Genomic DNA, 21,542 nt, shown 5'->3' on the forward strand with positions numbered 1-21,542 from the left:
AGGGTGGGTCCGGCCGTGGTAGTTTCGTTGCACCGGTTGGGGCGTTGTATGCTCCTCCGGTTGCCCGGCGAGAGTCGGGCCTTCTCCCCCGGCGCAGCCGACATCAGTCATTGATTCTGTCGCGCCGGAATTCACCGTAAGTGCATCTGAAGTCTTTGGAGTGACCCGTGGCTGCCAACTGCGACGTCTGCGGCAAGGGGCCGGGCTTCGGCAACAACATTTCGCACTCGCACCGCCGTACGTCCCGTCGCTGGAACCCGAACATCCAGCGCGTGCGTGCCGTGGTCGGTCGGACGCCGAAGCGGCTCAACGTCTGCACATCGTGCATCAAGGCCGGCAAGGTCTCGCGCTGACGTTCTCGTCGTAGCGCAGCCCCTGCGGTTGCCTTGAAAAGCCGGTCCACCTCGGTGGGCCGGCTTTTTGTCGTGCCCAACTGCCGCACCGTGTCGCCGTGGTTGACGTCAGCGGAAGCGCCAGGCGTGGTCCACGGGGCCGATACCGGCACCCAGCGGGAAGCCGTTGACGATCGCGCCCGTCACGTACTCCTTCGCGGCGACGACGGACTCCAGGACTCCCTGCCCGGTCCCCAGCCCCGCGGCGATCGCCGCGGCGAGCGTGCAGCCGGTCCCGTGCGTGTGCCGGTTGTCGTGACGAGGCGCGCGCAGCCAGTGCCGCTCGCTGCCGTCGGTCAGCAGATCCACGGCGTCCCCGGGCAGATGCCCGCCCTTGATCAGCACCCAGCGCGGCCCGAAGGTGAGCACGGCGCCCGCGGCGCGCGGCATCTCGCTCTCGTCCCGCACCTCCACACCGGTCAGCTGGGCCACCTCGTCGAGGTTGGGGGTGGCGACGGTGGCGGTCGGCAGCAGCCTCTTCCGTACGGAGTCCAGCGCGGACGCCGCGAGCAGTGAGTCCCCGTGCTTGGAGACCCCGACCGGATCGACCACCACGGGGGCGTCGGTCTCCGCGAGGAGTTCGGCGACGCTCTCCACCAGCGCGGCCGAGGAGAGCATGCCGGTCTTGACGGCCTGGACGCCGATGTCGTCCACGACGCTGCGGTACTGGGCGCGTACCGCCTCGTCGGGCAGCTCCCAAACGCCTTGCACGCCGCGCGAGTTCTGCGCCGTGACGGCCGTGAGCACGCTCATTCCGTGCGCACCGAACGCCAGCAGGGTCTTGAGGTCGGCCTGGATGCCCGCACCGCCGCCGGAGTCGGACCCGGCGACGGTGAGGACGCGGACCGGCGCGCGGGCGGTCCCGGAGGACGGAGCGGACTCGGAGGATATGGGCATGGCCCGAATCTACTGGGCGGCCGAAGCCTCCGAGCCGCCAGGGCGTGCCCGCCGGATCTAGTCCGAGTCCCCGAAGTGGTCCCAGCCGCCCTTGCTCGTCCACGGCGCCCCGTCGACCGTCACCTGCGGCAGCGCCGACGGGTTGAGGACCTCGCCGATCACCTTCCACCTCGCGGGCAGCTTGGCGTCCGGCGGGAACGTCGCGACGATCGCGTGGTCCTCTCCCCCGGTCAGCACCCACTGCAACGGATCCACGCCTACCGCCTGCCCGATGTCGTTCATCTGCGACGGGATGTCGATGAGCCCCGACCGCAGATCGATACGGACCTTGCTCGCGTCGGCGATGTGCCCGAGGTCGGCGACGAGGCCGTCGCTCACGTCCGTCATCGCCGTGGCACCGAGTCCCGCCGCCGCCGGCCCGGCGTGGTACGGCGGTTCGGGCCGCCGGTGCGCCTCGACGAAGGCACGGGGTGACCGGAATCCGCGCGAGAGCACCGCGTGCCCGGCCGCCGACCAGCCCAACCACCCGGTGTACGCGACGACATCGCCCGGCTGCGCGCCGGCCCTGGTCACCGGTTCGTGGTTGCGCAGATCGCCGAGCGCGGTGATCGCGAGTGTGATCGTCTCGCCCCGTACGACGTCGCCGCCGACCACCGCGGCGCCCGCGACCTGGCACTCGTCACGGATGCCGTCCATCAGCTCGGTGGGCCAGGTGACCGGGAGTTCGGCCGGGACGACGAGGCCGAGCAGCAGCGCGGTCGGCACCGCCCCCATCGCCGCGATGTCGGCGAGATTCTGTGCGGCGGCCTTCCTCCCCACGTCGTACGCGGTCGACCAGTCGCGGCGGAAGTGCCGCCCCTCAAGGAGGATGTCCGTACTCGCCACGACCCTGCGGTCGGGTGCGGCCACCACCGCGGCGTCGTCGCCCGGCCCGAGCCGGACCGCCGGGGTGGTGGTGAGCCGGGAGGTGAGCTCCCTGATGAGTCCGAACTCCCCCAACTCGCCCACGGTGCCCTTCACCGAGTCCCACCTCTCGTCGTGTGGCCGGCGGATCCGGCCGCCCTGCTTGTCCGGCCGGGGTTCCGGCCCCCTGCGTCGGCTCCGCGCCCGAGGCCCGGGACCGTCACCGCTCCTGGTACCGCCGTCGCGTACGTCAACTTCACTGCTCCGTGGGTCACGCCGCCGGTGCCGCCGTACGCGCAGGTCTCCCCGCGGCACTGGGTGACGCGATACCGTGGCGTCCCTTCCCCCCACAAGATCCTCGTGGCCGCCCTGGAGGTTCCGTGGTACAGGCATACATTCTTATTCAGACCGAGGTGGGCAAGGCGACGACCGTCGCCGAGACCATCGCGAAGATCCCTGGAGTGATACAGGCCGAGGACGTGACCGGCCCCTACGACGTGATCGTGCGCGCCCAGTCCGACACCGTCGACGACCTCGGCCGCATGGTGGTCGCCAAAGTCCAGCAAGTGGACGGCATCACCCGCACCCTGACCTGCCCGGTCGTGCACCTGTAGCCCCCGTCTACGCTTGGCCGGTGACCCTTCCGATGCGCAGGCTATCCGGCCCCCGACTCGCCCGCCTGCCCGCCGTCCTCGTGCTCGCCGTGACGGTCGGCTGCTCCTCCACGGACGCCCCGGCATCGGTCCCGGTTCCCCGCCCTCCCGCGGAGGAGGCGGCGTTCTGCCGCGCACTGGACAAGGAACTGCCGAAGACCGTCGCGGGGCACGACCGGAGCGATCCGGAGCCGAGTTCCGCGACCACCGCCGGGTGGGGGGACGCCGCGATCGTACTGCGGTGCGGCGTCCCCCGGCCCGAGCGGATGAGCGACCCCCAGGCGAAGGGCGTGGACGTGGACGGCGTCAACTGGATGCTGGAGGAACGGGATTCGGGACCCCGGTTCACCACCACGTACCGCAAGACGTACGTCGAGGTGACGCTGGACGAGCGGTACCTGCACGACATCAGTCCGCTGTCGGACTTCGCGGCGCCGGTCGCCGACACGGTGCCGCCCAGCCTCTGAGCCCCCGAGGGCGTCGCGCGGACGGTGCGCGTCGCCCCTCGGCGTCCCGCCCCGCGCCTCGGCCCGGCCCGGCCCCGTCCGGCTCGGCGCGGTCCGGCCTCAGCGCAGTCCGGTCGGACGGCGCAGCGCCGCCTGGATCAGCCGGTCGATCAGCTCCGCGTAGCCGACGCCGCTCTCCTGCCACATCCGCGGGTACATCGAGATCGGTGTGAAGCCCGGCATCGTGTTGATCTCGTTGATGACGAACCCGCCGTCCTCCGTGAGGAAGAAGTCCGCGCGGACGAGTCCCTCGCAGGACACGGCGTCGTACGCCTCGACGGCGAGCCGCTGGACCTCGGCCGTCTGCTCCTCCGTAAGAGGCGCGGGCACCAGGCCGGCGGCGGCGTCGATGTACTTGGCCTCGAAGTCGTAGAACTCGTGCGACGTGACGGGCGGGATCTCGGCGGGCACGCTCGCGCGCGGCCCGTCCTCGAACTCCAGCACCCCGCACTCGATCTCCCGGCCGCGCAGCAGCGACTCGACCAGGATCTTCGGGTCGTGGCGCTGCGCCTCCTCGATCGCGTCCTCCAGTCCTTCGAGGGCGTCGACCTTGGTGATGCCCATGGAGGATCCGGCGCGTGCGGGCTTCACGAAGATCGGCCAGCCGTGCTCGGCGGCGAAGTCCACGATCTTCTTGCGGGCGCCGGAGGGATCCTGCTGCCACTCGCGCGGGCGGATCACCTCGTACGGCCCGACGGGCAGTCCGTACGAGAGGAACACCCGCTTCATGTACTCCTTGTCCTGGCCGACGGCCGACGCCAGGACGCCCGCGCCGACGTACGGGACGCCGGAGAGCTCCAACAGGCCCTGGAGGGTGCCGTCCTCGCCGTACGGGCCGTGCAGCACCGGGAAGACGACGTCGACCTCGCCGAGCGCCTTGGGCACGGAGCCCTGCTCGCTGTAGACGACCTCGCGGTTGCCCGGGTCGACGGAGAGGACGACGCCGCCCTCCGTGGACTCGGCCAGTTCCTCGACGTTCGGCAGCCGGCGGTCGGCGATGCCCATGCGGTCCGGTTCGTCGGCGGTGAGCGCCCAGCGGCCGTCCGTGGTGATGCCGATGGGCAGCACGTCGTACTTCGTACGGTCGATGGACCGCAGTACGGCGCCGGCCGTGACCACCGAGATGGCGTGCTCGGAGCTCCGGCCGCCGAAGACGACCGCCACACGCGGCTTGCGGAGCTGCTGCTCAGGGCTCTGGGGGAGGTTCTCGCTGCTCATATCGCGATGAGGTTACCTGCTGACCGTCGCGGAGTCAGCGGCGTTCGGGCTTGGCGCTGCGCGCCATCAGCTCCTTCACGGCGACGAGCGGGGGCTTCCCCTCGTGGACGATGCTCACGACCGTTTCGGTGATGGGCATGTCGACATCGTGCCGCTGGGCCAGATCCAGCACCGACTGGCAGGACTTGACGCCCTCCGCGGTCTGCGTGCTCGCCGCGATGGTCTGCTCCAGCGTCATGCCGCGCCCGAGGTTGGTACCGAAGGTGTGGTTGCGCGAGAGGGGCGAGGAACACGTCGCGATCAGATCACCCATTCCGGCGAGGCCGGAGAAGGTGTGCGGGTCGGCGCCCATCGCCAGCCCGAGGCGGGTGGTTTCGGCGAGGCCGCGCGTCATCAGCGACGCCTTGGTGTTGTCGCCCAGTCCCATGCCGTCGGCGATGCCGACGGCGAGCCCGATGACGTTCTTGACGGCGCCGCCGAGTTCGCAGCCGACCACGTCGGTGTTCGTGTACGGGCGGAAGTACGGCGTGTGGCAGGCCGCCTGGAGCCGGTTGGCGACCGCCTCGTCGGTGCACGCCACCACGGCGGCGGCGGGCTGCCTGGCGGCGATCTCCCCGGCGAGGTTGGGACCGGTGAGGACGGCGACCCGGTCGGCCGGCGCCTTGGCCACCTCCCCGATCACCTCGCTCATGCGCTTCGCGGTGCCCAGTTCGACGCCCTTCATCAGGGAGACGAGGACGGTGTCCGGGGGCAGCAGCGAGGCCCATTCCGCGAGATTGGCGCGCAGGGTCTGCGAGGGGATGGTGATGACGGTGAACTCGGCGTCCCTGGCGGCCTCGGCCGGGTCGGTCGTGGCCCTTACGGAGGAGGGCAGTTCGACGCCCGGCAGATAGTCCGGGTTGGTGCGGGTGTTGTTGACAGCGTCGACGACCTCGGGACGGCGCGCCCAGAGAGTCACCTCGCATCCCGCGTCCGCGAGAATCATGGCGAACGCCGTTCCCCACGATCCCGTCCCGAAGACCGCGACGCGCGTCACTTCAACCCCTCTTCCGCGGCCTTGCGCCGCTTCTCTTCCAGAACCTTGCGGTGGTCGTACGGCTCGGCGGGCACCGGCTCGCCACGTACCTCGGCGAGCAGTTCGGTGATGGCGGCCATGATGATCTCGGTGACCTCACGGAGGATTTCGGGCGTCGGTTCCTTGCCGTGGAAACGGGAGAGGTCGATCGCCGGGCCGGCCTGTACGCGCAGCGTCTTGCGCGGGAAGAGGCGGACCTTGTTCTCCTTGGCGTACGGCGGTATCACCAGATTGGCGCCCCACTGGGCGACGGGAATGACCGGCGCCTCCGTAAGGAGGGCGACGCGCGCCACGCCGGTCTTGCCGGTCATCGGCCACATGTCGGGGTCGCGGGTGAGGGTGCCTTCGGGATAGAACGCGACGCATTCCCCGCGCTCGATGGCGTTCACGGCGGCCCGGAATGCGTCCAGCGCGTTGGAGCTCTCGCGATAGACGGGAATCTGTCCGGTGCCGCGGAGCATCATGCCGACGAAAGGCACGTCGAAGAGCGCCGCCTTGGCGAGCAGTCGCGGCACCCGGCCGCTGTTGTACTGGAAGTGTCCGTAGGAGAGAGGGTCCAGAGCCGAGTTGTGGTTGACGGCGGTGATGAATCCACCGTGGGACGGAATGTGTTCCATTCCCCGCCAGTCCCGCTTGAACAGAACGACCAACGGCGGTTTCGCGATGACCGCTGCCAGGCGGTACCAGAAGCCGATTCTGGGGCGGGACACTCGGACACCTTTCTCTGTGGCCTGGCTTGGGCCGGCCCTGGCTGCTGGGGGTCAAGTGTCGCCCCAGGCCTCTGCTCTGTCGAGAACACCGTACGCCCCGGTCCGCGGGCCGGACCTGCGGGCTCAGTTACCCATTCCCGGGGCACGGTGGGCCCTGTACCGCGTCGTGCGGCGCGATCGGGCCACAATAGAGTGCCGAACGCCCAAGGACGGAGAGCCCGCCACGAACACCGACCCGACCGCCTCCTGGTCCCTGGTCGTCCCGCTCAAGCCGCTCGTGGTGGCCAAGAGCAGGCTCGCCAGGTCGACGGGCGATCTGCTGCGGCCCCAGCTGGCGCTGGCGTTCGCGCAGGACACCGTCACCGCGGCGCTGGCCTGCCCCGTCGTACGCGACGTGGTGGTCGTCACCGACGATCCGCTGGCCGCCGCCGAACTGGCGGCGCTGGGCGCGCGCACCGTCCCCGACAGCCCGGCGGCCGGGCTCAACGCCGCGCTGGCGCACGGCGCGCGGGCGGTCAGGGCGGACAGGCCGCGGGCCGCCGTCGCGGCCCTCAACGCCGATCTGCCCGCGCTGCGGCCCGCCGAGCTGGCGCGGGTGCTCACCGCCGCATGGGATTCTCCGCGCGCATTTCTCGCGGACGCCGCGGAAATCGGAACGACTTTGCTGGCCGCGCGACCGGGATCGGAATTGAATCCGGCATTCGGCGGCCCTTCACGGCACCGGCATTTGTCGACGGGAGCCATGGAAATTGTCCTGACCGGTGTCGATTCCGTACGGCGGGATGTCGATACGGGAGAGGATCTGCTGGCCGCCGCGGCCCTGGGGCTCGGCCCGTACACGGCGCGGCGTCACGCCGCCCCCGGCCCGGTGACCGCCCCGGTCTCCGATCCCGTCTCCGACCCCGTCTGCGGGGCGCGGCCGGGATGCTGACCGATACGCTGGCGGGCATGCAGGCGACCGCGTACACCTTCGAATCCGAGACCCGCAGCGGCAGTGTGCTGCTCGACGACGGGACTCCGGTGGACTTCGACGCCGCGGCGTTCGACGCGGGCGGTCTGCGGCTGTTGCGGCCGGGCCAGCGGGTCCGTATCGAACGCGCGGGCGGGGAGAGCGGGAACATCACCCTGGTGACGCTCCAGACCTTCTGAGGGCCGCCAGGCGCCGCCGTAAACGCCCGCCCTGCCGTACGCCCCCCGAAAAACGCCGCGGGCCGGGCTCCCCGAGGGGAGCCCGGCCCGGCGCGTGAGTGGCCCTACGGCCCTGTGCCGCTTACTTGCTCCTCGCGGTGGCCTTCTTGGCGGTGGTCGTGCGGGCGGCCACCTTTCGGGCGGGCGCCTTCTTGGCGGTCGCCTTCTTGGCCGGCGCGGTCTTCTTCGCGGTGGCCTTCTTGGCCGTGCTCGCCTTCTTGGCGGTGGTCTTCTTGGCGGCCGTGGTCTTCTTCGTGGCCGTCTTCTTGGCGGTGGCCGAGGTCTTCTTGGCCGCCCTCTTGGCGGTGCCCGCGACCGCGGTCTTCCTGGCGGCGGTCTTCTTCGCCGTCGCCTTCTTGGCGGTGGCCTTCTTGGCCGCGGCCTTGGCGGTCGTACGGGTGGAAGAACCGCCCGAGAGGCTGCCCTTGGGCGCCTTCTTGACGGCCACGTCGTTCTTGGGGAGCTTCTTCGAGCCGCTCACCAGGTCCTTGAAGCCCTGTCCCGCGCGGAAACGCGGCACCGAGGTCTTCTTGACCCGGACCCGCTCACCCGTCTGCGGGTTACGGGCGTAACGGGCCGGACGGTCGACCTTCTCGAACGAACCGAAGCCGGTGACGGATACCCGCTCACCCGCGACGACGGCGCGGACAACAGCGTCCAGTACCGCGTCGACCGCGTCGGCCGCCTGCTGGCGACCGCCGACCTTGTCCGCAATTGCTTCTACGAGCTGCGCCTTGTTCACGTCTTCCCCTTCGGAGACATTGCCAGAACGAAAGTGTTCAAGCTTTTCCGCACGTTAGGCAGATATATACCGCAAATCAAACACGAAACGGGCTAATCACCCTAGTGCCGCAACGAAGTCGACCCCGCGGAGTTCCGCGGCTTCAGTCGCCTTGCGGGAATCGACCCTCGTCGAGGTCCTTCATCAAGCGGTCCAGACGACGTGCCGCGCCTAAGAGATCGTGTTTGGCCGCGGCCGTGATGACCAGCAGCTTCCGGGTCAGCGCCATCCGTACGCCCTCCGGGACTTGCAGTGAGCGCACCCTTGTGTGCGCTTCCTTGAGCCGGTCCGCGACCACTCCGTAAAGCTCGAGTTGGCTGTCGCGTTCCATGCACCGATTGTGCCATCTGGGGCGAGTTGTCGCCCGACGGGGTCTCAACAAGGCACTGCGCCCCCTACCGGGAGGCAGGGGGCGCAGGTGGGGAAAAGCGCTGATCAGACGGCAATTGTGCGGGGTTTGAAGGACGGCCGGGAGGCCTCGTACGTGGCGATGTCCGCTTCGTTCTTCAGGGTGAGACTGATGTCGTCGAGGCCGTTGAGGAGCCGCCAGCGGGCGTTCTCGTCCAGCTCGAAATCGGCGGTCACCGTCGCCCCGTCGGGGCCCTCGGCGCGTACCTGACGCGCTTCGAGGTCCACCGTCACCGTCGCGGTCGGGTGCGCCTCGGTCAGTTCCCAGAGGTGGTCGACGACGCGCTGCTCCAGAACGACTGTCAACAGACCGTTCTTGAGGGAGTTGCCGCGGAAGATGTCGGCGAACCGGGAGGAGATGACGGCGCGGAAACCGAAGTTCTGCAGCGCCCACACGGCGTGTTCGCGTGACGAGCCGGTGCCGAAGTCGGATCCGGCGATCAGCACCGAGGCGCCCTGTCGCTCCGGCCGGTTGAGCACGAAGTCCGGGTCCTTGCGCCAGGCCTCGAACAGCCCGTCCTCGAAGCCGTCGCGCGTGACCTTCTTCAGCCAGTGGGCCGGGATGATCTGGTCGGTGTCGACGTTGCTGCGACGCAGCGGGACGGCCCGGCCGGTGTGTGCGGTGAAAGCGTCCATGGCGCTCAGGCCTCCACGGGGGTGCGGGTGTCGGACAGGTCGGCGGGCGAGGCCAGATGGCCCAGCACGGCGGTGGCCGCAGCCACCTGCGGCGAGACGAGGTGGGTCCGGCCGCCCTTGCCCTGCCTGCCTTCGAAGTTGCGGTTCGAGGTCGACGCGGAGCGCTCGCCGGGCGCGAGTTGGTCGGGATTCATGCCCAGACACATCGAACAGCCCGCGTGCCGCCATTCGGCGCCCGCGCCGGTGAAGACCTTGTCCAGGCCCTCGGCGACGGCCTGGAGCGCGACCCGCACGGAGCCCGGGACCACCAGCATCCGTACGCCGTCGGCGACTTTGCGGCCGTCCAGGATCGAGGCGGCCGAGCGCAGGTCCTCGATACGCCCGTTGGTGCACGAACCTACGAAGACGGTGTCCACCTTGATGTCCCGCAGCGCCTGCCCGGCGGTCAACCCCATGTACTCCAGGGCCTTTTCGGCGGCGAGGCGCTCCGAAGCGTCCTCGTACGAAGCGGGGTCGGGGACGTGAGTCGACAGCGGCGCGCCCTGGCCGGGGTTGGTGCCCCAGGTGACGAACGGGGCCAGTTCCGTGGCGTCGATGAAGACCTCGGCGTCGAAGACGGCGTCGTCGTCGGTGCGCAGCGTCCGCCAGTACTCGACAGCGGCGTCCCAGTCGGCCCCCTCGGGGGCGTGGTCGCGGCCCTGGAGGTAGTCGAAGGTGATCCGGTCCGGGGCGATCATGCCCGCCCTGGCACCGGCCTCGATCGACATGTTGCAGATGGTCATGCGGGCTTCCATCGAGAGCTTCTCGATGGCGGAGCCGCGGTATTCGAGGATGTAACCCTGGCCGCCGCCGGTGCCGATCCGGGCGATGACGGCGAGGATCAGGTCCTTGGCCGTGACGTCGGCGGGCAGTTCGCCCTCGACGGTGATGGCCATGGTGCGGGGGCGGGCCAGCGGCAGCGTCTGGGTGGCCAGGACGTGCTCGACCTGGCTGGTGCCGATGCCGAAGGCGAGCGCGCCGAAGGCGCCGTGGGTGGAGGTGTGGCTGTCGCCGCACACGACGGTGGTGCCGGGCTGGGTCAGCCCCAGCTGCGGGCCCACGACGTGGACGACACCCTGCTCGACGTCGCCCAGCGGGTGCAGCCGTACGCCGAAGTCCGCGCAGTTCTTGCGCAGCGTCTCCAGCTGGACGCGGGAGACGGGGTCGGCGATCGGCTTGTCGATGTCGATCGTCGGGGTGTTGTGGTCCTCGGTCGCGATGGTGAGGTCGAGCCGCCGCACCTGCCGGCCGTTCTGGCGCAGACCGTCGAAGGCCTGCGGGCTCGTCACCTCGTGCAGCAGGTGCAGATCGATGAAGAGAAGGTCGGGCTCGCCCTCGGCGCGCCGGACGACGTGGTCGTCCCAGACCTTCTCCGCGAGTGTCCTACCCATCGCTTTCCCTTCGGCCGGCAGCGCCGCCGGCAGTCCTGGAGATATGTGGGGCCCATGCCGGTGTCCCACGTGCCCGCGTCGGCTGCGAACCCGGTTCGTGTACGGGCCCGTCCCTACAGGTTGGCAAGTTCCCCGGAAAATTGAACTTGCGTTTCACAGAGTGAGACGCGAGTATCGTTGCATGGACAACTCTAGCGGCGTCGGCGTTCTCGACAAGGCGGCTCTGGTACTGAGCGCCCTGGAGTCCGGTCCGGCCACCCTCGCCGGGCTGGTCGCTGCGACCGGGCTCGCACGGCCCACGGCCCACCGGCTGGCCGTGGCCCTGGAACACCACCGGATGGTGGCGAGGGACATGCAGGGCCGGTTCATCCTCGGCCCGCGGCTCGCCGAGCTGGCGGCGGCGGCCGGCGAGGACCGCCTGCTGGCGACGGCCGGGCCGGTGCTCACACATCTGCGCGACGTGACCGGGGAGAGCGCGCAGCTCTACCGGCGCCAGGGCGACATGCGGATCTGCGTGGCGGCGGCCGAGCGGCTGTCCGGACTGCGGGACACGGTGCCCGTCGGCTCCACGCTCACCATGAAGGCGGGCTCGTCGGCGCAGATCCTGATGGCCTGGGAGGAGCCGGAGCGGCTGCACCGCGGTCTCCAGGGGGCGCGGTTCACGGCCACGGCGCTCTCCGGTGTACGGCGGCGGGGCTGGGCGCAGTCGATCGGCGAGCGCGAGCCGGGCGTCGCCTCGGTCTCGGCGCCGGTGCGCGGGCCGTCCAACCGGGTCGTCGCGGCGGTGTCGGTGTCCGGTCCTATCGAGCGGCTCAGCCGGCACCCGGGGCGGATGCACGCCCAGGCGATCATCGACGCGGCCGGGCGGCTGTCCGAGGCACTGCGCCGTACCAGCTGATTCCGCCCTCGCGCACGCACCGAGCACCACGCGCCTTGACCGAGCACCGCCTCGCGCCGCCGCCCAACTCCGCCCCGTACGGGGCGGAGTTGACGGGATCGGCGCGAGTCGGCGGGGCGGTTACGAGCCGAGGCGGTCTGCCGCGCGGTCGCCGCGACGGCCCACGGGGACGACCTCCGTGGCCGCGCCGAGGCCGAAGGCCGGCATGTTGACGTAGACGCTCTCGTACGAGCCCGCCGGGACGACGTACGTCTCGTGCCAGAAGCCCACCTTGCCCTTGCCGGCACGCAGCCGGCGGTTGAACTCCGTCCACGCGGGGCGGTGCTCGCCGTCCGGCGCGGAGGCGTACGCGAGCAGCTTCTCCTTCGAGTCCCAGTACTGGACGACGTACAGCACCCGAGGGAAGCCCAGCAGCGACTGGACGCCGATGAGGCCGCTGCCCTTGTCGCGCGACAGCTCCCTGAGCATCCTCGGCATGGCCGTGAACACCGGCCACCAACTGCGCGGGGCAAGGAAGTTGTTGACGCGCATCCCGACGATGAAGACGACGACGTCGCCCTCGGCGGCCGCGGTCATCCGGCCCTCGATCTTCGTACGCATGACGGTCCCCCTGCCTCCGGCCGCGCGAAGGCGGCGGTACGAATGGCCCACTCCCTTTGGAGAGTGCCACTATCCATGATTGGATAGTGGCACTCTCCAAAGGGTGGTGCAAGCGGTATGCGGATGGCGGAGCTGAGTGAGCGCAGTGGGATTCCCACCGCCACGATCAAGTACTACCTGCGAGAGGGGCTGCTCAGGCCGGGCCACCGGGTCAGCGCCACGCAGTCCGCGTACGACGACGGGCATCTGCGCCGGCTGCGCCTCGTCCGCGCGCTGATCCAGGTGGGCCGGATGCCGGTCGCCACCGCGCGCGAGGTCCTCACGGCCATCGAGGACGACTCCATCGACCACCACACGCGCCTGGGCGCGGCGATCGCGGCGCTGCCCGGCGACGGGGCGCTGGACGCCGCGTTCGCCGCCGACGAGCTGGACGAGGTGACGGAGTCGGCGCGGCGCCGGGCGGAGGAGCTGTTCGAGGAGCTGGGCTGGACGCACGCGCCGCGCCGCGGCGCCTCGGAGGCGGCGTACCGCGTCCTGGTCGGCGCCATCGCCGGGCTGTCCAGGACGGGCTATCCCTGCGAGGTGGCGGACCTGCTGCCGTACGGGCGGCTCGCCGACCAACTCGGCGTCACCGACATCGACATGGTGGAGCGGTACGGGGACCCGTACGAACAGGTGGAGGCGGCGGTGGCGCTCACCGTCCTGTACGAGCCGGTGCTGCTCAGCCTGCGCCGGCTGGCGGAGGCCGAGGAGTCCAACCGGCGCTACCGTCCTGGGAATTGAGTGCGTCGAGCGAGTGCGGGGACGGGGCGTGGACCGGGGCGGGGCAGTGCGAGGCGGGACAACGGAAAAGGCCCTCCGCGATCGCGGAGGGCCTCGTCGTCACGTACCCCCGACCGGATTCGAACCGGCGCTACCGCCTTGAGAGGGCGGCGTGCTAGGCCGCTACACAACGGGGGCTAGCTGATGGAGCATTGAGCTGGGCTACCAGGACTCGAACCTAGAACAACGGAACCAGAAACCGTCGTGTTGCCAATTACACCATAGCCCAAGGGTGGTTCAGACTTTCGTACTGCGTACCCCCGACCGGATTCGAACCGGCGCTACCGCCTTGAGAGGGCGGCGTGCTAGGCCGCTACACAACGGGGGCCCTAGCGATCCTGCATCGACATGTCCGGGTGCGACCCGAAGAAATCGGAGAGAAGGATCTGTACCCCCGACCGGATTCGAACCGGCGCTACCGCCTTGAGAGGGCGGCGTGCTAGGCCGCTACACAACGGGGGCGTTGCAGAAGAACTCTGCGCTGGGCTACCAGGACTCGAACCTAGACTAACGGAACCAGAAACCGTCGTGCTGCCAATTACACCATAGCCCACCAAAACTCAACCCCCGGAGTGGGGGTTTTGTTTGGGTTTGCGCCTTCCGGCCAGACCTTGCGGTCTCTGGGGCGGCGCAGGAAGAACATTACCCGATGGGGGACGGCGCTCCAAAACGAGTATCACCGCGCAGCAGAGCGGGCAGGCGGTCCAGATCGGTGATCGTCACGAGCTCGGGCCGGCCGCCGAGCCGCCCCCGGTCGAGCCAGACTCCGGCCAGTCCGGCGGCGGTGGCGCCGCCGGCGTCGATGTCGGGTTCGTTCCCCACGTAGGCGACTTCGGCGGGGGCGAGCTCCAGGGCGTCGCACGCGGCGTGGAAGGCGGCGGCGTCGGGCTTGGAGACACCCAGCTCCGCGGCGCACAGGACGGCCTCGAAGTAGTCCCGTACGCCGAGGACGCGGAGCTTGCGGTCCTGGTTGTGGATGCTCGAATTGGACAGGACGGCCTGGCGGTAGTCGGGGGCCAGGGAGTCGAGCGCGGCGAGGGCGTCGGGGAAGAGTTTCCAGGCGGACTCGTAGTGCGCGACGTAGCGGTCGAACCAGGCGTCGGCGTCGGTGTCGCTCAGCGCCTCCTTACGGAGGAACTGGCGCACGCGGTCCCGCCGCTGTCCCTGGAAGGTGGTCTCGCCGTCGGCGAACCGCAGCCACTGGATGTCGGTGATCTCACGCCAGTGCGCCAGGGCCTGCTCGGCGCTACCGAAACTGTCGGCGAGCCCTTCGGCCGCGAGATGCAGCCGCATCCCGGCGCGGTCGGCGGTGGTGTAGTCGAAGAGGGTGTCGTCGATGTCCCAGACGACGGCGCGGATCGGCATACGCCGACGGTACCGGGGCGGCGCGCTGCCGGCACCGCCCCTCGTACGGGTGGGATGTCGCGATCGGGCACCGTGCCGCGCGCCGGACAGGCCCTAGCATGGCGGTCCCGTTCGCCCCACCCGCCGAGGGAGTTGATCATGGTCCCTGAAGTGGACCCGGAGGCCTGCGAGAGAACTTCGGAGGCCGTTCGCACGGCGCTGCAGCGGCGTCCCGACTGGTTGCGGGCCTTCGAGCAGGACTGGCTGAGCGCGGCGGCCGACTTCGACCAGGCGGCGCTGGCCGGCGTCGTGGACAAGTGGTTCCCCTTCGCCTGCGCCTGCGCGACTCCGGGGTACCTGGACGATGTCGAGCACACGATCAAGCGCATGGCGGAAGGCGACACCGAGGGCATGGTCTTCCGGGACGAGGAGGGCGAGGCGTACGACGCCGAGAACAACCCTGTGGACGCGTTGGGGCACGGGTGAGCGCGTACGCCATCCGCTACGCGGATCGGGCGGCTCGACGTAAGACCGCGCTGACCGCGCCCCAGCGCGGCGCGCTCGCCGCGCTGGAGAAGCGGCTCGCCGTCAACCCCTTCGGGCCGCCCGCGACGAGCAACCGGGACAACAGCTGGTCGGCGGCGTTCACCGGTGGATTCGTGACGTACATCGTGTCGAACCGGCACGTCGTGATCAATGTCGTCGACCTCGTGGCGCTCTGACCACCGCGTGCCGTGCGGTACGGCGAAGGGGGTGGCGGCCGGGTCGGCCGTCACCCCCTTCGGTTCGCGTCCGGCAGGACCTACGCCGCGAGCTTCGCCAGCGTCGCGTCGATGCGGGTCAGCGTGCGCTCCCTGCCCAGGATTTCCAGGGACTCGAAGAGCGGCAGGCCCACGGTGCGGCCCGTGACCGCGACGCGGACCGGGGCCTGGGCCTTGCCCAGCTTGAGACCGTGCTCCTCGCCCGCCGCCAGGACCGCGTTCTTCAGGGACTCGGCGCTCGACCAGTCCGCGTCCGCCAGCTTCGCGCGGGCCGTGGTCAGCAGGGCCACCGGGTCGCCCTTCATCGCCTTCGTCCAGGACGCCTCGTCCTCGACCGGCTCGGGCAGGAACAGGAAGTCGACATTGGCCGTGATGTCCGAGAGCACTGTCACGCGGGTCTGCGCGTACGGGGCGATCGCCTCGAAGGCCGCCTGGTCGAAGTCCTCCGGCGCCCAGTTGGCGTACGGGGCCCGCAGCCAGGGCGCGCAGGCCTCCATGAAGGTCTTGACGTCCAGCTGCCGGATGTGGTCGGCGTTGATCGCCTCGGCCTTCTTCAGGTCGAAGCGCGCCGGGTTGGCGTTGACGTCGGTGATCTCGAAGGCGCCGACCATCTCCTCGCGGGAGAAGACGTCCTGGTCGGCGGAGAACGACCAGCCCAGCAAGGACAGGTAGTTGAGCAGCCCGTCGGGCAGGAAGCCACGCTCGCGGTAGAGGTTGAGCGAGGCCTGCGGGTCGCGCTTGGACAGCTTCTTGTTGCCCTCGCCCATCACGTACGGCAGATGCCCGAACTGCGGCACGAAGTGGGCGACGCCCAGCCCCATCAGCGCCTGGTAGAGCGCGACCTGACGGGGTGTGGAGGAGAGCAAGTCCTCGCCGCGCAGGACGTGGGTGATCTCCATCAGCGCGTCGTCGACCGGGTTGACGAGGGTGTAGAGCGGCGCCCCGTTGGCGCGGACGATGCCGTAGTCGGGCACGTTCTCCGGCGTGAAGGTCAGCTCGCCGCGGACCAGGTCGGTGAAGGTGATCGGCTCGTCGGGCATCCGGAAGCGGACGATGGAGGTGCGGCCCTCCGCCTCGTACGCCGCCTTGCGCTCGGGCTCGAGGTCGCGGCAGTGGCCGTCGTACCCGGAGGGGCGGCCCGCGGCGCGCGCGGCGTCGCGGCGGGTCTCCAGCTCCTCGGTGGTGCAGTAGCAGTGGTACGCGTGGCCGGCGGCGAGCAGCTTGTCGGCGACGTCCCGGTAGATGTCCATCCGCCGCGACTGGCGGTACGGCGCGTGCGGGCCGCCCACCTCGGGGCCCTCGTCCCAGTCGAGGCCGAGCCAGCGCAGCGAGTCGAGCAGCTGCTCGTACGACTCCTCGGAGTCGCGCGCGGCGTCGGTGTCCTCGATGCGCAGGACCAGGGTGCCGCCGTGGTGGCGGGCGAACGCCCAGTTGAAGAGGGCGGTGCGGACCAGGCCCACATGGGGGTTGCCGGTCGGCGAGGGACAGAAACGTACGCGGACGGTCGCGTTAGCCACGCTTGATCACCTTGTTGGTGAGAGTGCCGATGCCTTCGATGGTGACGGCGACCTCGTCGCCGACGTTGAGGGGGCCGACCCCCGCGGGGGTGCCCGTGAGGATGACGTCGCCCGGGAGCAGCGTCATGGCCTCGGTGATGTGCACGACCAGGTCCTCGACGGAGCGGATCATGTCGCGGGTGCTGCCCAGCTGGCGCTGCTCACCGTTGACGACGCACTGGACGGTGAGGCCGTCGGCGACGGCCGCCAGGTCGATGGAGGTCTCCACCCAGGGGCCGAGCGGGCAGGAGGTGTCGAAGCCCTTGGCGCGGGCCCACTGGTTCTCGCTCTTCTGGACGTCGCGCGCGGTCACGTCGTTCGCGCAGGTGAATCCGAGGATCACGTCCTTGACCCGCTCGCGCGGGACCTCGCGGCACATGCGGCCGATGACCACGGCCAGTTCGGCCTCGTAGTGGAGGTCCTCGGAGAACGAGGGGTACTCGACACCGTCGCCGGAGCCGATCACCGAGGTGGTCGGCTTGAAGAAGACGACCGGCGTCTGGGGCACGTCGTTGCCCAGCTCCGCCGCGTGCGCCGCGTAGTTGCGTCCGACGCCCACGACCTTGTTGGGGAGCACGGGCGGGAGCAGCCTGACCTTGCTCAGCGGGACCTTGGTGCCGGAGAGCTCGAAGTCGGTGTACGGAATGCCCTTGATGATGTCGAGGACGAGGCCGGCGGCCGTACCGCCGGTGCCGTCCTCCTCGACCGCGCCGAAGGCGACATTGCCGTCGATGGAGAATCTGGCGATGCGCACGGGTTGCTGTCGCCCCTCACTTTGCTGCTGGCTGACTGGAGACTGACGTCCCAGGCTAGCTTGGTGAGGGGCGGCGGCCGACGCGGTGCGGGGCCGCCGTGGGGCGTGCCCTACTGTGCGACAGGGGCGTCGATCAGCGTCGTACGGCGCGGGTTGGCCGTGCGCAGCGGCAGGTCGACGGAGTGCTCCGGCTGCGCGGGCGGGAGGAGTTCCGCGGCGTCCTCAAGGTTCGCGAGCGTGGTGCGGCGGGGGTTGGCGGTGTGGCGGAACATCTTCGTCATCTTCATCGGTGTTTCTCAGACCTTGTCGGGTACGGGTGCTCGGAAGCGCCGGTTGTCGAATGTGCCATCCATGTAAAGCGTCAGGCTAAACACGTGATTCCCTGCGAAAGCCTGGATGCCGCAACGATCTCCATGTGAGTTTGCTCACGACCTGCCGGGCAATTCACCCATCACGGACAGTGGTCGAGACCGGTGGAAACGGACATTGCCCTATCGAACCCTTCATTCCGCTCCTGATCATCAGGACTGGGGCACCCCTCACCCACACGGGACTCGTTCCGGGAAGTCCGTTTCCTCCCTGAACGACTTCTACCGATCGTCACGTCGCACTCACAACGCGTCACCCAGGTCACAGCCCGGTACACGGCCCTTGTTGGAGATCCGCCTCTGTGCTGGAATTCCACGCACCGCCGCGGGTTCATCAGGACGGCGCGTAAGGGCGCGACGCGGCGCCGAGTGGCATGCGGGGAAGGGGAGCATCGCCGGTCACTCAACGACCACCTTGGGGCGCACTCTGTGCTCCACGACGCCGACACCGTCCCACCGTTCTGCGGGGGGACGCCTGGTCCAGAGGTTGCGACGCTAGTGCAGGGACGTTTCAAGAGGGATAGCAGCGCTGCGGCGGAGCAGGAGCCCCGCGGCGGAACCGACCGCGGCTCCTCGCCCCAGCACACCCAGAACCCGGGCCAAGGCCCGGCCGGCGAGGGTGGTGACCGGGGTGCACAGCCCGGTGCGGCGCCCGGTGGCGACGCCCCCGACGCCGCGCCCAAGTCGGCGTCGACCGACGCGGGTTCGCGAATAGCTCTGCGCAACTGGCGCATCAGTACCCGTCTGGTGGCACTGCTCACCCTGCCGGTGGTCGCGGCCACCACGCTGGGTGGACTGCGTATCAACGAGTCCCTGAACGACAGGCAGCAGCTGGAGCACATGCAGCTGTTGACCAAGATGACCAAGGAAGCGACCAGCCTCGCCGCCGCGCTCCAGGCGGAGCGTGACGAGTCGGCGGGTCCGCTCACCAACGGCGCGAACCCCAAGGACTTCAAGGTCCAGGACCGTCGCACCAAGACGGACCGGGCCAAGAAGGCCTTCCTCGGCGCCACCGTGGACATCGGGAACACCGACGGCGACCAGGCGCTGGAGTCGATCCGCGCCAACGTCAGCCAGATCGCGACCCAGGTCAACAAGATCCAGGAAATCCGCAAGGACGCGTACGACTCGGACACCACACACTCCCTGACGGTCGACGCCTACAGCGGTCTCATCGACTCGCTGCTGAGCCTCTCTCAGGACATGGCGCAGGCGACGAGCAACCCGGACATGATCAAGCGCACCCGCGCCCTGGCGGCCTTCTCCTCCGCCAAGGAGTACGCGTCGATCCAGCGCGCGATCATCGCCTCCGCGCTCCCCGCCGACCCCAAGGAGCTGGGCGATCTCAACGAGAACGACCGGCTCTACGGACTGGCGGCGTTCACCAAGGGCAGCAACGCTCTCGCCTCCTTCGACGCGCTGTACGAGTCGATGGGCGGCAACGCCGAGGAGCTGACGGCGCCGCTCAGCGGCAAGGGCAACCCCGAGATCAACGCCGCGGACGAGTACTCGCAGCGGGTGCTCGGCATCTCCGGCGGTCTGGAGGGGCGGCCGAAGCGCTCGTACCTGGACTGGACCGACCAGGCGTCCGCGAAGATCAACGCGATGAACATCATCGAGCAGACGCTGCTCGGCGAGATGGAGAACAAGGCGCGTCAGCTGCGCGAGAAGTCGCAGCAGGACGCGCTCATCAACGGTGCGCTGATCCTCGTCGTCCTCGGGGTCTCGCTGGTCGGCGCCTTCGTCGTCGCCCGCTCCATGATCCGCTCGCTGCGGCGTCTGCAGGAGACGGCCACCAAGGTCGCCCAGGACCGGCTGCCCGAGCTGGTCAAGCAGCTCTCCGAGGCCGACCCGCAGGACGTGGACACCTCCGTCGAGTCCGTCGGTGTGCACTCCAGGGACGAGATCGGCAAGGTCGCCGCGGCCTTCGACGACGTGCACCGCGAGGCGGTCCGACTGGCCGCCGAGCAGGCGCTGCTGCGAGGCAACGTCAACGCGATGTTCACCAACCTCTCGCGCCGCAGCCAGGGCCTGATCCAGCGTCAGCTGTCGCTGATCTCCGAGCTCGAGTCCCGTGAAGCCGACCCGGACCAGCTGTCCTCCCTGTTCAAGCTGGACCACCTCGCGACCCGTATGCGCCGTAACGGTGAGAACCTGCTGGTCCTCGCCGGTGAGGAGCCGGGCCGCCGCTGGACGCGCCCCGTCCCGCTGGTCGACGTGCTCCGTGCCGCGGCCTCCGAGGTGGAGCAGTACGAGCGGATCGAACTGGCCTCGGTGCCCACGACCGAGGTCGCCGGCCGCGTCGTCAACGACCTCGTGCACCTGCTCGCCGAGCTGCTGGAGAACGCGACGTCGTTCTCCTCGCCGCAGACCAAGGTCCGCGTCACCGGTCACGCACTGCCCGACGGGCGCGTGCTCGTCGAGATCCACGACACCGGCATCGGCCTCTCCCCCGAGGATCTGGCCGCGATCAACGAACGGCTCGCCTCGCCGCCCACCGTGGACGTCTCGGTGTCGCGCCGCATGGGTCTGTTCGTGGTCGGCCGGCTCTCGCTGCGCCACGGCATCAGGATCCAGCTGCGCCCCTCCGACTCCGGTGGCACGACCGCGCTGGTCATGCTGCCCGTCGATGTCGCCAACGGCGGCAAGAAGATGCCTCCGCGCCCCGGCGTCGGCACGCAGAACGGCGCCGGCGGCCAGTCGCCCACCGGTCAGGGCGCTCTCGGTGGCGGCGGCCAGCAGTCCGGCATCGCCGCCGGGCTCGCGGGCGGCGCGGCCGGAGCCGGTCGCCTCGCCACTCCGCCGTCACGCGGCCAGGTCGGCGCCGGTACGGGGCCCCGTGCCGCGCTGCCGGCCAGGAACGGGATGCAGAGCGGCCTGCCCAGTCGGCCGCAGTCCGGTCCGCCGCAGGATCCGCAGCGCCAGGGCGGGGGCCAGAGTTCGGGGGGGCCGAGCCTCTTCGGTACGAGCCCCCGCGACCAGGGCGCCGCAGGCCGTCCGGGCGCCCAGGCGGGCCCCGGCGGGCAGCCGTCGGGTCCGGTGCCGCAGGCCGGGGGCCGACTGGCCCGGCCCGGTCAGAGCCTTTCCAGCGGCCCGAACGGACGTGGCCCCGGCAACCGCGACCGCAACGCCTTCCCGCAGGGTGCGGGGGCGCCGGCCGGTGGACCTCCGCCGGTCGACCGCGGCCGTCAGCTGCCGCCGCCCGGCGGACCGCGCGCCGAGCTGCCCGGGGGCAACCCGCGGCCGCCGCAGCGCCCGCAGCGTCCCGGCACCACCGGTGGGACCACCAGCTGGGGCAGCGAGCAGCAGCCTCCGCCGCAGCGGTTCACGCCGGACGCCCCGCGCGGCCACGAGGAGCCCGCGAACACCGGTCAGTTCGCCATGCCGTCGGCGGGGCAGGGCCAGGGGCCCGGCGCCACCGCCGAGTTCCCGCGTCCCGACTTCAACGGTCCGCGACCGGATCTGAACAGCGGCGTCGCCAACACCGGCGGCGGTAACAACGGCATCGGCAACACCGGCGGCAACGGATTCGGCGACACCGGCTCCCACCCCGTCCCCAACTCGGGCGACGTCAATGGCGGTTGGCAGGGTCAGGGTCAGGACCACGGGTCCACGGCCCAGTTCCCCCGCCCGGACCTGTCT

The 21,542-nt window shown here is 70.2% G+C and carries 23 protein-coding genes, 5 tRNA genes and 1 pseudogene; 10 read left to right on the forward strand and 19 right to left on the reverse strand.

Annotation, left to right across the window (positions count from 1 at the left end; all coding sequences use genetic code 11):
* The first annotated feature begins 167 nt into the window (after positions 1-167).
* Positions 168-353 (forward strand): 50S ribosomal protein L28, encoded by a 186-nt coding sequence (gene rpmB / locus P3L51_RS25170; RefSeq protein WP_003957616.1) that lies wholly within the window; start codon positions 168-170, stop codon positions 351-353.
* 108 nt (positions 354-461) lie between these two features.
* Here the strand turns inward: rpmB and thiD are convergent.
* Both thiD and P3L51_RS25180 read right to left on the reverse strand, forming a co-directional pair.
* A pseudogene (gene thiD / locus P3L51_RS25175) lies at positions 462-1,267 on the reverse strand (bifunctional hydroxymethylpyrimidine kinase/phosphomethylpyrimidine kinase); the annotation flags it as partial.
* 79 nt (positions 1,268-1,346) lie between these two features.
* Complete coding sequence (locus tag P3L51_RS25180; RefSeq protein WP_354607566.1) at positions 1,347-2,309, reverse strand: thiamine-phosphate kinase; 963 nt, start codon at positions 2,307-2,309, stop codon at positions 1,347-1,349.
* Positions 2,310-2,572: 263 nt separating this feature from the next.
* Between P3L51_RS25180 and P3L51_RS25185 the strand changes: the two genes are divergently transcribed.
* Together P3L51_RS25185 and P3L51_RS25190 are read left to right on the forward strand one after the other, a co-directional pair.
* Positions 2,573-2,806, forward strand: a complete 234-nt coding sequence (locus P3L51_RS25185; protein ID WP_354607567.1) for an Lrp/AsnC family transcriptional regulator — start codon at positions 2,573-2,575, stop codon at positions 2,804-2,806.
* 32 nt (positions 2,807-2,838) lie between these two features.
* Entirely contained in the window at positions 2,839-3,312 is a 474-nt protein-coding gene (locus P3L51_RS25190) for a DUF3515 domain-containing protein (RefSeq protein WP_354607568.1), read from the forward strand.
* A 99-nt stretch (positions 3,313-3,411) separates the two neighbouring features.
* On the opposite strand, the gene P3L51_RS25195 is transcribed toward P3L51_RS25190, so the two are convergent.
* The 3 genes from P3L51_RS25195 to P3L51_RS25205 are packed head-to-tail and all read right to left on the reverse strand — an operon-like array spanning position 3,412 to position 6,354.
* Positions 3,412-4,569: a D-alanine--D-alanine ligase family protein gene (locus P3L51_RS25195; RefSeq protein WP_354607569.1), complete on the reverse strand. Its 1,158-nt coding sequence runs from the start codon at positions 4,567-4,569 to the stop codon at positions 3,412-3,414.
* Positions 4,570-4,603: 34 nt separating this feature from the next.
* Positions 4,604-5,605 carry an NAD(P)H-dependent glycerol-3-phosphate dehydrogenase gene (locus tag P3L51_RS25200; RefSeq protein ID WP_354607570.1) on the reverse strand — a complete coding sequence of 334 codons (1,002 nt, stop codon included), beginning with the start codon at positions 5,603-5,605 and terminating at the stop codon, positions 4,604-4,606.
* Positions 5,602-6,354, reverse strand: coding sequence for a lysophospholipid acyltransferase family protein (locus P3L51_RS25205; protein WP_354607571.1), 753 nt, complete (start codon positions 6,352-6,354; stop codon positions 5,602-5,604). The genes P3L51_RS25200 and P3L51_RS25205 overlap by 4 nt, the downstream gene beginning before the upstream one ends.
* Positions 6,355-6,520: 166 nt before the next feature.
* Between P3L51_RS25205 and cofC the strand changes: the two genes are divergently transcribed.
* Positions 6,521-7,285 (forward strand): 2-phospho-L-lactate guanylyltransferase, encoded by a 765-nt coding sequence (gene cofC, locus P3L51_RS25210; RefSeq protein WP_435594523.1) that lies wholly within the window; start codon positions 6,521-6,523, stop codon positions 7,283-7,285.
* Positions 7,286-7,302: 17 nt separating this feature from the next.
* On the forward strand, positions 7,303-7,503 hold the full coding sequence (locus tag P3L51_RS25215) for a hypothetical protein (RefSeq protein ID WP_354607572.1): 201 nt from the start codon (positions 7,303-7,305) through the stop codon (positions 7,501-7,503).
* Between the two features lie 121 nt (positions 7,504-7,624).
* On the opposite strand, the gene P3L51_RS25220 is transcribed toward P3L51_RS25215, so the two are convergent.
* From P3L51_RS25220 to leuC, 4 genes are all read right to left on the reverse strand, one after another.
* A complete protein-coding gene (locus P3L51_RS25220; protein ID WP_354607573.1) occupies positions 7,625-8,284 on the reverse strand; it encodes an HU family DNA-binding protein in 660 nt (219 codons plus the stop codon).
* A gap of 142 nt (positions 8,285-8,426) precedes the next feature.
* Positions 8,427-8,654: an SCO5555 family protein gene (locus P3L51_RS25225; protein ID WP_354607574.1), complete on the reverse strand. Its 228-nt coding sequence runs from the start codon at positions 8,652-8,654 to the stop codon at positions 8,427-8,429.
* Positions 8,655-8,758: 104 nt separating this feature from the next.
* A complete protein-coding gene (gene leuD, locus P3L51_RS25230; protein ID WP_354607575.1) occupies positions 8,759-9,367 on the reverse strand; it encodes a 3-isopropylmalate dehydratase small subunit in 609 nt (202 codons plus the stop codon).
* A gap of 5 nt (positions 9,368-9,372) precedes the next feature.
* Positions 9,373-10,797, reverse strand: coding sequence for a 3-isopropylmalate dehydratase large subunit (gene leuC, locus P3L51_RS25235; RefSeq protein WP_354607576.1), 1,425 nt, complete (start codon positions 10,795-10,797; stop codon positions 9,373-9,375).
* A 181-nt stretch (positions 10,798-10,978) separates the two neighbouring features.
* Here leuC and ndgR point away from each other — a divergent pair, with 181 nt between their 5' ends.
* Positions 10,979-11,695: an IclR family transcriptional regulator NdgR gene (gene ndgR, locus P3L51_RS25240; protein WP_078074883.1), complete on the forward strand. Its 717-nt coding sequence runs from the start codon at positions 10,979-10,981 to the stop codon at positions 11,693-11,695.
* Positions 11,696-11,815: 120 nt separating this feature from the next.
* Here ndgR and P3L51_RS25245 read toward each other — a convergent pair whose 3' ends face one another.
* On the reverse strand, positions 11,816-12,295 hold the full coding sequence (locus tag P3L51_RS25245; protein ID WP_354607577.1) for a DUF4188 domain-containing protein: 480 nt from the start codon (positions 12,293-12,295) through the stop codon (positions 11,816-11,818).
* Between the two features lie 117 nt (positions 12,296-12,412).
* Here P3L51_RS25245 and P3L51_RS25250 point away from each other — a divergent pair, with 117 nt between their 5' ends.
* Positions 12,413-13,078, forward strand: coding sequence for a MerR family transcriptional regulator (locus P3L51_RS25250; protein ID WP_354607578.1), 666 nt, complete (start codon positions 12,413-12,415; stop codon positions 13,076-13,078).
* 104 nt (positions 13,079-13,182) lie between these two features.
* Here the strand turns inward: P3L51_RS25250 and P3L51_RS25255 are convergent.
* The 6 genes from P3L51_RS25255 to P3L51_RS25280 form a co-directional block, all read right to left on the reverse strand.
* Positions 13,183-13,255, reverse strand: a tRNA-Glu gene (locus P3L51_RS25255).
* Between the two features lie 19 nt (positions 13,256-13,274).
* Positions 13,275-13,346, reverse strand: a tRNA-Gln gene (locus P3L51_RS25260).
* Between the two features lie 26 nt (positions 13,347-13,372).
* A tRNA-Glu gene (locus tag P3L51_RS25265) sits at positions 13,373-13,445 on the reverse strand.
* A gap of 61 nt (positions 13,446-13,506) precedes the next feature.
* Positions 13,507-13,579, reverse strand: a tRNA-Glu gene (locus P3L51_RS25270).
* Positions 13,580-13,598: 19 nt separating this feature from the next.
* Positions 13,599-13,670, reverse strand: a tRNA-Gln gene (locus tag P3L51_RS25275).
* 89 nt (positions 13,671-13,759) lie between these two features.
* On the reverse strand, positions 13,760-14,482 hold the full coding sequence (locus P3L51_RS25280) for an HAD family hydrolase (RefSeq protein WP_354607579.1): 723 nt from the start codon (positions 14,480-14,482) through the stop codon (positions 13,760-13,762).
* A gap of 138 nt (positions 14,483-14,620) precedes the next feature.
* On the opposite strand from P3L51_RS25280, the gene P3L51_RS25285 reads away from it, so the two are divergent.
* Together P3L51_RS25285 and P3L51_RS25290 are read left to right on the forward strand one after the other, a co-directional pair.
* Positions 14,621-14,947 carry a hypothetical protein gene (locus tag P3L51_RS25285; protein ID WP_354607580.1) on the forward strand — a complete coding sequence of 109 codons (327 nt, stop codon included), beginning with the start codon at positions 14,621-14,623 and terminating at the stop codon, positions 14,945-14,947.
* Positions 14,944-15,183 carry a hypothetical protein gene (locus tag P3L51_RS25290; RefSeq protein WP_354607581.1) on the forward strand — a complete coding sequence of 80 codons (240 nt, stop codon included), beginning with the start codon at positions 14,944-14,946 and terminating at the stop codon, positions 15,181-15,183. Before P3L51_RS25285 ends, P3L51_RS25290 begins: the two co-directional genes overlap by 4 nt.
* Positions 15,184-15,263: 80 nt before the next feature.
* Here P3L51_RS25290 and gltX read toward each other — a convergent pair whose 3' ends face one another.
* The 3 genes from gltX to P3L51_RS25305 form a co-directional block, all read right to left on the reverse strand.
* Positions 15,264-16,739, reverse strand: a complete 1,476-nt coding sequence (gene gltX, locus P3L51_RS25295) for a glutamate--tRNA ligase (protein WP_354607582.1) — start codon at positions 16,737-16,739, stop codon at positions 15,264-15,266.
* Entirely contained in the window at positions 16,732-17,532 is an 801-nt protein-coding gene (locus P3L51_RS25300) for a fumarylacetoacetate hydrolase family protein (protein WP_354607583.1), read from the reverse strand. Before P3L51_RS25300 ends, gltX begins: the two co-directional genes overlap by 8 nt.
* 110 nt (positions 17,533-17,642) lie before the next feature.
* Positions 17,643-17,819: a hypothetical protein gene (locus P3L51_RS25305; RefSeq protein ID WP_354607584.1), complete on the reverse strand. Its 177-nt coding sequence runs from the start codon at positions 17,817-17,819 to the stop codon at positions 17,643-17,645.
* 579 nt (positions 17,820-18,398) lie between these two features.
* On the opposite strand from P3L51_RS25305, the gene P3L51_RS25310 reads away from it, so the two are divergent.
* The coding region (locus P3L51_RS25310; protein ID WP_354607585.1) for a sensor histidine kinase at positions 18,399-21,542 on the forward strand (3,144 nt) is incomplete at its 3' end.

Source organism: Streptomyces panacea (assembly GCF_040560175.1).
Classification (GTDB): domain Bacteria; phylum Actinomycetota; class Actinomycetes; order Streptomycetales; family Streptomycetaceae; genus Streptomyces; species Streptomyces panacea.

Bases quoted from the DNA above. Each gene is read 5' to 3' on its own strand.
- P3L51_RS25190 (WP_354607568.1), top strand. From the start codon at position 2,839: ATGCGCAGGCTATCCGGCCCCCGACTCGCCCGCCTGCCCGCCGTCCTC.
- P3L51_RS25195 (WP_354607569.1), bottom strand. From the start codon at position 4,569: ATGAGCAGCGAGAACCTCCCCCAGAGCCCTGAGCAGCAGCTCCGCAAG.
- P3L51_RS25215 (WP_354607572.1), top strand. From the start codon at position 7,303: ATGCAGGCGACCGCGTACACCTTCGAATCCGAGACCCGCAGCGGCAGT.
- P3L51_RS25225 (WP_354607574.1), bottom strand. From the start codon at position 8,654: ATGGAACGCGACAGCCAACTCGAGCTTTACGGAGTGGTCGCGGACCGG.
- leuD (WP_354607575.1), bottom strand. From the start codon at position 9,367: ATGGACGCTTTCACCGCACACACCGGCCGGGCCGTCCCGCTGCGTCGC.
- leuC (WP_354607576.1), bottom strand. From the start codon at position 10,797: ATGGGTAGGACACTCGCGGAGAAGGTCTGGGACGACCACGTCGTCCGG.
- ndgR (WP_078074883.1), top strand. From the start codon at position 10,979: ATGGACAACTCTAGCGGCGTCGGCGTTCTCGACAAGGCGGCTCTGGTA.
- P3L51_RS25245 (WP_354607577.1), bottom strand. From the start codon at position 12,295: ATGCGTACGAAGATCGAGGGCCGGATGACCGCGGCCGCCGAGGGCGAC.
- P3L51_RS25250 (WP_354607578.1), top strand. From the start codon at position 12,413: ATGCGGATGGCGGAGCTGAGTGAGCGCAGTGGGATTCCCACCGCCACG.
- P3L51_RS25280 (WP_354607579.1), bottom strand. From the start codon at position 14,482: ATGCCGATCCGCGCCGTCGTCTGGGACATCGACGACACCCTCTTCGAC.
- P3L51_RS25285 (WP_354607580.1), top strand. From the start codon at position 14,621: ATGGTCCCTGAAGTGGACCCGGAGGCCTGCGAGAGAACTTCGGAGGCC.
- P3L51_RS25305 (WP_354607584.1), bottom strand. From the start codon at position 17,819: ATGAAGATGACGAAGATGTTCCGCCACACCGCCAACCCCCGCCGCACC.